The organism is Pseudomonas sp. R62, assembly GCF_000257605.1.
Taxonomy (GTDB): Bacteria; Pseudomonadota; Gammaproteobacteria; order Pseudomonadales; family Pseudomonadaceae; genus Aquipseudomonas; species Aquipseudomonas atacamensis.
Genome location: NZ_JH635999.1, coordinates 36,771 through 40,714, shown reverse-complemented (window position 1 = coordinate 40,714; position 3,944 = coordinate 36,771). Strand labels below are relative to the sequence as shown.

At 62.1% G+C, this 3,944-nt stretch carries 4 protein-coding genes and 1 riboswitch; of the genes, 2 read left to right on the top strand and 2 right to left on the bottom strand.

Annotation, left to right across the window (positions count from 1 at the left end; translation table 11 throughout):
- Both OQK_RS18600 and cobO read right to left on the bottom strand, forming a co-directional pair.
- On the bottom strand, positions 1–849 hold an 849-nt coding region (locus OQK_RS18600; RefSeq protein ID WP_016773704.1), incomplete at its 3' end, for a cobyrinate a,c-diamide synthase.
- Positions 846–1,457 (bottom strand): cob(I)yrinic acid a,c-diamide adenosyltransferase, encoded by a 612-nt coding sequence (cobO, locus tag OQK_RS18595; protein WP_016773703.1) that lies wholly within the window; start codon positions 1,455–1,457, stop codon positions 846–848. The genes OQK_RS18600 and cobO, both read right to left, overlap by 4 nt.
- 83 nt (positions 1,458–1,540) lie before the next feature.
- Positions 1,541–1,770: riboswitch (cobalamin riboswitch) on the bottom strand.
- A gap of 162 nt (positions 1,771–1,932) precedes the next feature.
- Here cobO and OQK_RS18590 point away from each other — a divergent pair.
- Positions 1,933–2,517, top strand: coding sequence for a hypothetical protein (locus OQK_RS18590; protein ID WP_016773702.1), 585 nt, complete (start codon positions 1,933–1,935; stop codon positions 2,515–2,517).
- Positions 2,518–2,583: 66 nt separating this feature from the next.
- Entirely contained in the window at positions 2,584–3,897 is a 1,314-nt protein-coding gene (locus OQK_RS18585; protein WP_016773701.1) for a PQQ-dependent sugar dehydrogenase, read from the top strand.
- Positions 3,898–3,944: the final 47 nt, after the last annotated feature.

Genomic DNA, 3,944 nt, shown 5'->3' with positions numbered 1-3,944 from the left:
GCTGTCCGCCTCGGGCAATTGCGTGTCGCGGATCGGCGAGAAAAATTGCAGTTCGGCGCCCATCGCCCGCAGCAGATCGAGACTGGCGCCATAGGTGAATGCAAAGGCTTCATCACGGGCGACGGCGATGCGCACACCTTTCAATAAGGGCTCGGCGGCGATGAGGTCAGGCGCGGCGAATTCAACGGCGGGGGGCAGCGCAACTTGGCAACTGCTGGCCAGCGCATCGGCAGCCGCGTCGAGACGCAGATCCAGATCATTCAATTCGCTGGCCTGGACCAGGCCGAGGTGGCGGCTCGGCAATTCGATGCCGGTCTCGCGGGACAGTGCGCCGTACCAGCGCAGACCTTCGGTGAGGCTGCCTTCGAGCAATTGCGCATGGCGCAAGGTGCCGACGCGGTTGGCCAACACGCCAGCGAACGGCAAGTCCGGCTGATACTTCGCCAGGCCCAGCGCCAAGGCGCCAAAGGTCTGCGCCATGGCGGTGCCATCGATCACGCCGAGCACCGGCACACCGAAGTGGCGCGCCAGATCAGCGCTGGATGGCGTGCCGTCGAACAGGCCCATCACGCCCTCGATCAGAATCAGATCAGCCTCGGCGGCGGCTTCCCACAACAGGCGGCGACTTTCCTGCTCGCCAACCATCCACATGTCCAGTTGATACACCGGCGCACCGCTGGCGCGCTCGAGGATCATCGGGTCGAGAAAGTCCGGGCCGCATTTGAATACGCGCACCTTGCGCCCCTGATTGCGATGCAAACGGGCGAGTGCGGCGGTGACGGTGGTCTTGCCCTGACCGGAGGCCGGCGCGGCGATCAACACCGCCGGGCAGTGACGTGGAGGCTTCAAAGTTCGACGCCTTTCTGCGCTTTGATCCCGGCCTGGAAGGCGTGCTTGAGCATGCCCATCTCGGTGACCGTGTCGCCCATCTCGATCATTTCCGGCTTGGCGCCGCGACCGGTGACCACCACGTGCTGCATCGGCGGACGCGCCTGCAAATCGCTGAGCACCTGATCGAGATCTAGGTAGCCGTGCTTGAGGGCGATGTTCAATTCATCGAGCACCACCAGACCGATCGAAGGGTCGCGCAACAATTCGCGCGAGACTTCCCAAGCGGCGGTCGCCGCGGCGATGTCACGTTGGCGATCCTGGGTTTCCCAAGTGAAGCCTTCGCCCATGACGTGGAAACGCACCTGCTCGGGAAAGCGGCGGAAAAACAATTCTTCGCCGGTGCTGTTGCGGCCCTTGATGAACTGCACCACGCCGCATTGCATGCCGTGGCCCATGGCGCGGGCGAGCATGCCGAACGCCGAGCTGCTCTTGCCTTTGCCGTTGCCGGTCAGCACCAGCACCAGGCCACATTCGTCGGGCGAGTTGGCAATGCGTTCGTCGATCACGGCTTTCTTGCGCTGCATGCGCGCCAGATGGCGTTCGTCACGCTCGGGGGAATCAGTCATGGGGGGAGCTCTCCGTTGAGGCTGGATAACGGCGGGCAGGCACAAGAATAGACGGCAAAAAGCCTGGCATCGCCCACCGTGATGCCGCTGAGATGGATCAGGCCGGTCTCCGGGCTCATGAGCGGCGTTTCGCCTGACTGCGCGCCTTCCCGCTTCTTTCGAGGCAGTGGCTCAAGGCGCAGTTTTCACTCATTTACCGTTGCGGGGGCAGCGCCGGGATCGTCGTGGCTTCGCTTGAAGACCACACTCACCGGCTTCCCTGTTTCACTCTGTCGACGCGGGGCCACAGAGCACCTGAAACAAGCGGCGAAGGTTAGAGGGTTGGGGGTGGAGCGTCAATTGAAGAGGCGCTTTGCGCGCGAATAACTGCCGCTGATCAAATGTGCAGCGGCAATCTTGTGCCAGACTGTGACAAGTGATATCAAAGAGCCATGCTTTTTCCGAAAAGCCCACTACAACAATAAGGATGACGACGATGCAAGGCATGATCATCAGCAACCCGCGCCTGGAATTCCTGCGCCCGGTGCTGGAACGCTGGTTTGACTGTATCGATCGCTACAACACCGTTCGCGGCGACAACGACACGCCGTACTGGCACGACGAAAAAGCCAATCTCGGCCTGCTCGCGGCAGCGGCGTGGATGGCTGAAATGGTCACGCTGAACGACACCGCCACGCGCAAACAGAACGAAGAAGGCGAACGCAATGCCCGCGCCGATCTGTTGATTGCCGGCAGCGAAGACCGTGCATTCATTCAGGCCACGCAACGCTGGCCACGGGTCAACAACCTCAACCTGACCCAGGCCCTGCTCGACATCACCGCTGATGCCAAGCGCATCAGCTACGCCAGCGATCTCAAGCTCGGCTGCCTCTTCGTCGCCCCGCAAAAGGTCCAGCACAGCGCCAGCCCCGAGGAACTGCAGGACATGGTCGACGACCTGCAAAAGGAACACACCTGCGCCGTGGCCTGGTATTTCCCCTACGCCTATCGCAAATTGCACAGCGACGCGGGCAACTATCATCCGGGCATCGCCGTGCTGTTCAAGGAAGCCCGCGGTTGAGCAGTTGAACCATCGGGCCTGCGCCCTCCTCTATGTTTAGGAATGCATTCATAGGGAAGATCAGCAATGCGCAAGGCCCAACTCGCTCTTATCATCGCCGTCGCTGGCGGGCTCGCTGCCTGCGGTGAAACCTCCAGCCTGCAAGTCTCCGACGGCACCGGTCCGTCACCGAAACTGCCCGAACCGAACAAGACGCTGATCCCGACAGTCAACATCGCCCCGGCGGTGGGCTGGCCGGACGGCGCGAAACCGACCGCAGCGGCCGGCACCCAGGTCGCCGCGTTTGCCGAAGGACTCGATCACCCGCGCTGGCTCTACGTGCTGCCCAACGGCGATGTGCTGGTGGCGGAAACCAATGCGCCGCCCAAGCCCGATGACAGCAAAGGCATTCGTGGCTGGGTGATGAAGAAAGTCATGGGCAAGGCCGGCGCCGGCGTACCCAGCCCGAACCGCATCACCCTGTTGCGTGATGCCGACCACGATGGCGTCGCAGAAACCCGCACGGTATTTCTGCAGAACCTCAACTCGCCGTTTGGCATGACGCTGGTTGGCAATGATTTGTACGTTGCCGACACCGACCGCCTGCTGCGCTTCAACTACGAGCCGGGCGCCACCGAGATCAAGACCCAACCGATCAAAGTCGTCGACTTGCCCGGCGGCACGCTGAATCACCACTGGACCAAGAACGTCATCGCCAGCAAGGACGGCAACAAGCTCTACGTCACCGTCGGCTCGAACAGTAACGTCGGCGAAAACGGTCTGGATCAGGAAGAAGGCCGCGCGGCGATCTGGGAAGTGGATCGGGCGACCGGCAATCACCGGATCTTCGCCTCGGGCATCCGCAACCCCAATGGCCTCGCCTGGGAACCCACCAGCGGCGCCTTGTGGACAGCGGTCAACGAGCGTGACGAAATCGGCAGCGATCTGGTGCCGGACTACATCACCTCGGTCAAGGACGGCGGCTTCTATGGCTGGCCGTTCAGCTACTACGGGCAACACGTCGATGTGCGAGTCAAACCGCAGAATCCTGATCTGGTGGCCAAGGCCATCGCACCGGATTACGCGGTCGGCCCACACACCGCATCCTTGGGTCTGACTTTCGCCGAGGGCAACAGCCTGCCGGCGCAATTCAAGGAAGGCGCATTCATTGGCCAGCACGGCTCGTGGAACCGCAAACCGCACAGCGGCTACAAGGTGATTTTCGTGCCGTTCACTGGCGGCAAACCGACCGGGCAACCGGTAGATGTGCTGACCGGTTTCCTCGACAAGGATGAGAACGCGCTGGGCCGCCCAGTGGGCGTGGTGATCGATCAGCAAGGTGGCTTGCTGGTGGCGGATGATGTCGGGAATAAGGTGTGGCGCGTGTCGGCCAGCAAATAAGCTAAGCACGACGTAAAAAAATGTGGGAGCGAGCCTGCTCGCGAAAG